Below are 6601 nucleotides of genomic sequence, written 5' to 3' on the forward strand. Positions count from 1 at the left end.
ATAAAAAGACTTCTACCAAACCGAAAAAATCAACATTGGAGAATAATGAGGGCAACCTCTATTTAACAGATAATGAGGATTTACCGTTTTGATGAATTCTGATTTTCCATTGATAAAGCATTTTAATCCGAGCCAAGTAGACCAGTTTTTAAGTGAGAAAGGTGCACAAACAGAAAAAGCACTGCGGTCGTATATCCAGCGATTACAATGTCCAATATCGGGGTTAATTGATGCGATGGAATATAGTTTATTCTCTGGAGGAAAACGGCTACGTCCAGCTTTAGTATTAGGTGCATCGGACCTGGTGGGCGGGGAAACTGATAGAGTTTTGCCAATTGCATGTGCTATCGAAATGATTCATACCTACTCACTGATTCATGATGATTTGCCAGCATTGGACAATGATGATTTTCGTCGTGGTAAGCCAACGTTACATAAAGTTTATGGTGAAGCGGTGGCTTTACTTGCAGGTGATGGACTGCTTACTTTAGCATTTGAGTTGTTAGCTGGAACAGGTAAGGCAGAGGTTGTGGCTGAGGTGGCTCATTCTGCAGGTGTGAATGGTATGGTAGGGGGGCAGTTTTTAGATATGGATGCAGAAGGACATCTGGTTTCTTTGGAAACATTACAGCAAATTCATAAGAAAAAAACAGGTGCTTTGATATGTACCTCTTTGCGATGTGGGGCTATCCTATCTAATGCTACACCTGAACAGATTCAAGCGTTGACCGATTACGGAGAGCATTTAGGACTTGCCTTTCAGATAACAGATGATATTTTGAATGTAGTTGGTGATGAGAAAACCTTGGGAAAACCAGTCGGAACAGACAAGAAACATAAAAAATCAACGTATCCTGCATTACTTGGGCTCGAACAAGCCCGACAATTTGCATACGAGCATGTACGGGAGGCGATTATAGCGTTAGAATCTTTTGGAGATAAAGCGGAAATGTTTCGACAATTAGCCCTATACGTTTTTTGTCGTGACCATTGATTTATTTAAGGAATAAAAATATAGGTAATAGAATATATTAAAAACATATTATGATTTTTGAGACAAAAGAAAGCAAGTTACTAATTCAAGGAGGAAATTCTCAAGAAGATTATGGTTCCAGCCTATCGGACAAACTAATAGTATCGATACTGTGTCTTGTCTTTTTAAGTTTTGCTCTGGCGGTAGGAATTATAAGTTCAAAGCCTTTTACTTGGCCATTTAATTGGGACTCCTTGAGGGATATTGGGATTGCTCAAACAATATTAGATGGCACTTATCCTATGGACCCTATTTTATCTGGAGAGGTTAATTGGTATAATCCATTAACAGGGGCTATTATTGCATTGTGGAGTTATATCCTGCAATTACCTCTTCCAGAAACATGTATCCGTATAGGTCCTTTTTTGCAATTGTTATTACCTATTACTATGGTATTACTTGCATGGAATCGATTTGGTCCGTGGAGTGGTTTTTTTATACTCACATACAGTTTATTTGCACGACACCCTTTACTTCTTCCTGAATGGTTTTATTCTTGTTATTCTCCATGGCTTTTGGCACCTCAATGGGGAAAATCATTTCTATTTTTGATGATGCTAACATTTCTTATATTTATAGAGAAGAGAAGGACTCGGTATGCCTTGTTCACGGGTGTGCTTTTAGGAATTGGTTTTTTAGTTCATACCGCTGTATTAATAGAGGGAAGTTTGTTTATCCTCGTCTATTCGTTCGTTATTATCTGGCAGAATTATAAAAACTCGGACATTAAAACATGGTATGTTTTTGCTTTTCGGATTTTTTGGATTTTTCTTCTGGCTTTAATTGTTAGCTCACCATATTGGATCCCTATTTTTTTTAGGTATCAATTTATTATTCGCAATCCATATCCTTCTTTGTATGTAACTTCTGCATTGGAGTGGAAACATCTGCCAATTACTTTGCAGAGAAATCTTAATGGTTTTACAGTAATAGGGGTTGTTTCCATTATATTTCTTTTTATACATTGGAGGGATGAGAAAATACGTTGGTTGAAGATATGGACGGGTGTTGTCTTATTGCTTGTTCTCCAGCAATTTGCTTGTCATTTTTTGTTTTATTATGGCTATACTTTCCCTTCTTTTATTCCACCACATCATACGTTTATGTCGATTCATGCTCTTATTGGTTTCTGGTTTATATATGGAGTGGCTCAGATAGCAAATAGGATTGTGAATCTTTTTAAGTATGTGAGTAATAATCGTTGGCTTTATAAAGGTGTCTATATTTTTTCTTTGTCCTTGATATTTCTTATTTGCATAAATACTGTTCCTAAACCCATCCCACCTCTTCATGAAATTTATCGTGGTAGAGAGGCAAATCGATTAATTTATGAGGTATCCAAGTACGACGGAGCTTATCGTTGGATATTGCATCATACCTCAACTTATGATACGTTTTTGAGTGATGAAAGAACAGCAGTATGGGTTCTTTTACCATCGGCTCGTAAGTTATTTTATATTATGATGTTTTATATGAATCCGTATGTTGATATGCAGTTAGAATATTCGCTTTATGATTTGATGTGGAAGGCATTATCAGAGGAGCGGTTTAGCGATTTTATCTCACTTTGTATTGAAAATCATGTAAAGTATGTTTTGGTCCCAATTAAAGATGAGAAAAAGAGGCTTCTTGACCGATTAACACGGTTGTCTACTTGTTATCACGATAATGAAGTTGTGATATATAAGTTAAATTATTCGAGATGAAGGGTCACGAGATAGTATCTAATTTTAAATGGTCTGTGATGATATTGAGTTTTTGAGAACGTATTAATAAACGATTAAATTCCTGTTTGTTCCATGTAATTACTACTGGTTTGTAAATAATATGCCAACCAATAGGCAAAATAGGATATAGACGAAATAGTTCTTGCCAACAGAAATCGGCACGTTCTGTTAGATTCGTATTATCATAAGTTTGGGCTAATAACCACCAAAATAGGGGTTCATTGGGATAATCTTTAATCAGCATTTCGAAGATAGTAGTGGCTCCGTCAAAATCGTTTTCATTCAGACATTTAATTCCTTCCCAAAAAGTATTATATAGAGATGTATTTATATCGGGAACACTATTATTGATGCTGTTTTCATGAAGTTCTGAAAACCATTCATAGCATTGGAGAATTAGGTTTGGATTTCGTTCCCAGCCTGTTTTTATGAGATAGTCGGCTGAGTCAAATTGCTTATGTTTCATTAATTCTAATGCAGAACGGATAAAGTGGAATTCAGTTCGGTCATGGTCATATCGATGTTTTTCTACAAAGGTTTCATATAATTTTATTTTCCTCTCGAATAAATTTTTAGTAATACTTTCTCCAGTTATGTTTATTGATTGTTGACATTCTTCTGTTGCCGACTTGTCTGTTATTTTGTATAGCCATATTTTTTGCTCACCAAAGAAACAATGTGTTGAAAAGGAAAGTCCCTGTTTTAAGAGAATTGGAGAGAAAATAGAAGTCCCTACTGTATGGACATCGGGCTCAACAACCCATATATTACACTTTGTGATTCTTTGTTTATGTAAGAAGAGCAGATATGTGCTTGCTAAATTCGCCAAGCCTTCTTCCGTAAATGCATCGGAAACAGGTAATTGTAAATGACTATTGTTTAAATTAAAGATGGTTGTCCAAAATGGGTCATGAATAAGTATCAAATCATGAGGGGTGGCGTCTTTCTGAATTGCTTTTCCTACGCCTTTCCAGTCCATTCGCATAGGTCCAGGAATTGTTAGACCAAATTGATATAAAAGAACGCAACTCATAATAATTAGAAGAACATATTGTATGCTTGTCCTTGCCTTTGATGCGATAAGTCCTAATCCTAAGAAGTGTAATGGCATGATATAGATGATATATCTGGTGGTAAAGACAGGTGGACCTATCTGGGCTAATGTAAATAGTAATATTGGGGGTATTATAAAGTAAAGAAGAATAAGGGTGATTAATAGATGTTTTTTTCTATCTTTTTTAAGGAGAGTAGAAAAAGACGTATAACATAAGCCAACAAAACCTATAATGGCAAATATAATGAGTATGTAGGAGAAACTGGGCTTAGCATAATTCATTGCTTGAGCAATGAAAGGAGGTAGTATTTGCCATGGATGGACTACTCCCGAAGGACATATTCCGCCGATGTTAACAAGGTTAAAAATAAATGGGAAACGGAGCACGTCCCAGAAATCAGGGCGTAAATAATATTGGTGTAGTTCTTTTGGTTGTGGTGGAATAGTTAGAATCCATACAAACCATGGTAAAAGGAGTATTAGGTGCAATAGAATATATCGAAATACTATTTTTAATTTTTCTTTGTCTTTCCATAGGAATAAAAGTGCAATAGCGAATTCTGTTGCCCAGAGAATAATCCCTGTATGATGGGTCCATAATAAGGCTTGATTTGCGAGAAGCCATAAAAGTAATGTTTGATTTTTGAGATTATCTGTTATAATTTTTAAGAACAGTAGAAAAGAGCACCATGCAAAGAAGATATATGCCATGTACATTCGGGCTTCTTGACTTAGAAAAATAAGGGAAGGTGCAAAAACGATACCCGTGCATGTAAACAGTGTAATCCCAGAGGGTAATTGTTGTTTGTGTTCTAACCGTTTTAATGAAAAGAATAAAAGGAAGTAGAATAGTACCCAAAATATCAAACTAAATATACGTAATGAAACAATATTTGTCCCGAAAATTTGACTCCATATAAATTGCAATATTGGGAAGAGGATGCCTCCATAAGGGTATGTCTCCCTCTGTTTCCCTATAAATTCCAGAAATGAATTTAGATTTAGATTTGCAATGCACGCATATTCTTCAAGAGATATAGACTCACGAGGTAGGTGGTAAAACCTTATAATAATGCCGATTAATAATAAAATCGTATAAAAGAAGAAGACTTTTATAGATAGTGTTTCTTGTCTTTTGTTATCTATTATATTTGGATTAATCTTGAATTCCATATCGTCCTAATTTCTTAATATTTTTATGAACATTGAAAGGATTCCATGGTATGGTCCAACGTTTATATTTTTGAGCGACCTCACAATTATTTGTTGTAACAACAGTTGTAAGTAAGGGGACACTTTCCGTGTTTTCAGAACGAAATAGACCTTGGAATGTTTTAATGTATTGTTTAGGTATCTCAATGCCTAACCAGTGCGACCTTACCCATTCAATAGGTTCTTGATTATTGAAAATAAGTTCGTTTCGGGGTTTGATAGTTGAGGCAGGATAGACTGGAAAAAAGATACTTATCCTGTTTATGCTTTTTGTATCGACTATACATTGGTGCATCAAGGGTTCGAAGGGTTCTGAAAAGTCAATAGCTGGATAAGTATGTTCATACCTCGAATTGATAGGGATGGGTTTGTCTAATGCAAAGTCTGCTCGTAAAAATTCAAAAGGTGTTTCCATAGGTGGTAAATGGGGAGCTTTTTCAAAGGCAGGTAAAGGATTATCTGGAGTGAATGTGGATAAGGTGCCATTATCTATTACTGTTGTATCTATTTTTTCCCAGTTTAGTTTGTGATAAGAGCAAAATAATTCTCGTGTTTGTGTGTTTTGCCAAAGTAATAACATTCCGTATAAAGCTGAGCAAGATATAACAACGAGTAGTACGGTAATGATACCATTTTTAATTCCTTTTGCGATATCTCCTTTCTGATTAATGTTTTTATCTCTATTTATAAGTAGAAGGAAAGGGATTTTAAAAATGTCTAACAAAGTTAGTATCACTATTGCATATAAGACTGGTGTTAAATGAACAATATGACGATATTCAAATAGTAGAGATGGATAACTTAACAAGTAGCCTAAAAATAAAGCAGTTAAAATACCTCGCCATATATTTTTATAGCCTGCTATGAAAATTATTCCTAAAAGTGTCCAAGGTCCGATATATGCAATAAGTTTATCCCAGAGATATAAGTAATCACTGATTGTAAACATGTAGGAACCTATATTGAATTCAGGGTAATTTTGTTTTTGTACTTTGACAAAGCAGTACAAAGTAGTGAAGCAATTACCGCATGAAGATAAAGTGCGTCCCCATAAGTCAGCAGGGAAATACCAGAGAACAGATTTGAAATATAATCTTCCTGCTTCTCCATAAGCAGGTGAAAGATACATATCAAAGGGTTCATCGTAACCAAGTCTACGGGCATGGCTAACCACTGTTGAATGGACAAGCATATCGTTAGGCTCATAAACGAGCCGATATGATGATTCACCCCCAAGAACTGTGTTCTCCACAGTTGTAGAGAGTCCCTGTACAATAGAGTGGCTTGATACTGCCCCTTTTTCTTGAGCTACTGCTGTTAGTATGGGTAAACCTGAAATAAAGAATGCAATAAAGTATAAGATGATAGAAGTAAGAACAACGAATTTATGTTCTTTGTAAAATCGATAAATAGCGATAGCAATCACGGCGATAAATCCTGGTAAGAATAGGATTAACATATCCTGCCGAAAGCCAATCCCAAATCCGATAACCAATCCCAGTAGAGATGAAAATAATAATAATTTAAATGTGTTTTTTTGTGTGCCATACAATAACTCGGCTAACACTGCCAGAA

Annotated in this window: 4 protein-coding genes; 2 read left to right on the forward strand and 2 right to left on the reverse strand. The window is 35.4% G+C overall.

Annotated elements, in window-relative coordinates; translation table 11 throughout:
- The first annotated feature begins 91 nt into the window (after positions 1-91).
- Both PLJ10_11225 and PLJ10_11230 read left to right on the forward strand, forming a co-directional pair.
- Positions 92-994: a polyprenyl synthetase family protein gene (locus PLJ10_11225; protein HOK10217.1), complete on the forward strand. Its 903-nt coding sequence runs from the start codon at positions 92-94 to the stop codon at positions 992-994.
- Positions 995-1044: 50 nt separating this feature from the next.
- On the forward strand, positions 1045-2739 hold the full coding sequence (locus tag PLJ10_11230; GenBank protein ID HOK10218.1) for a hypothetical protein: 1695 nt from the start codon (positions 1045-1047) through the stop codon (positions 2737-2739).
- Between the two features lie 4 nt (positions 2740-2743).
- On the opposite strand, the gene PLJ10_11235 is transcribed toward PLJ10_11230, so the two are convergent.
- Together PLJ10_11235 and PLJ10_11240 are read right to left on the reverse strand one after the other, a co-directional pair.
- Positions 2744-4987: a hypothetical protein gene (locus tag PLJ10_11235; GenBank protein ID HOK10219.1), complete on the reverse strand. Its 2244-nt coding sequence runs from the start codon at positions 4985-4987 to the stop codon at positions 2744-2746.
- On the reverse strand, positions 4971-6601 hold a 1631-nt coding region (locus tag PLJ10_11240), incomplete at its 5' end, for a hypothetical protein (protein HOK10220.1). The genes PLJ10_11235 and PLJ10_11240, both read right to left, overlap by 17 nt.

Origin of the sequence: Candidatus Hydrogenedens sp. (assembly GCA_035361075.1) — a bacterium.
GTDB lineage: Bacteria > Hydrogenedentota > Hydrogenedentia > Hydrogenedentales > Hydrogenedentaceae > Hydrogenedens.

What these genes read in the sequence shown, in the direction of transcription:
- PLJ10_11225 (HOK10217.1), top strand. Translation starts at nt 92, where the DNA reads ATGAATTCTGATTTTCCATTGATAAAGCATTTTAATCCGAGCCAAGTA.
- PLJ10_11230 (HOK10218.1), top strand. Translation starts at nt 1,045, where the DNA reads ATGATTTTTGAGACAAAAGAAAGCAAGTTACTAATTCAAGGAGGAAAT.
- PLJ10_11235 (HOK10219.1), bottom strand. Translation starts at nt 4,987, where the DNA reads ATGGAATTCAAGATTAATCCAAATATAATAGATAACAAAAGACAAGAA.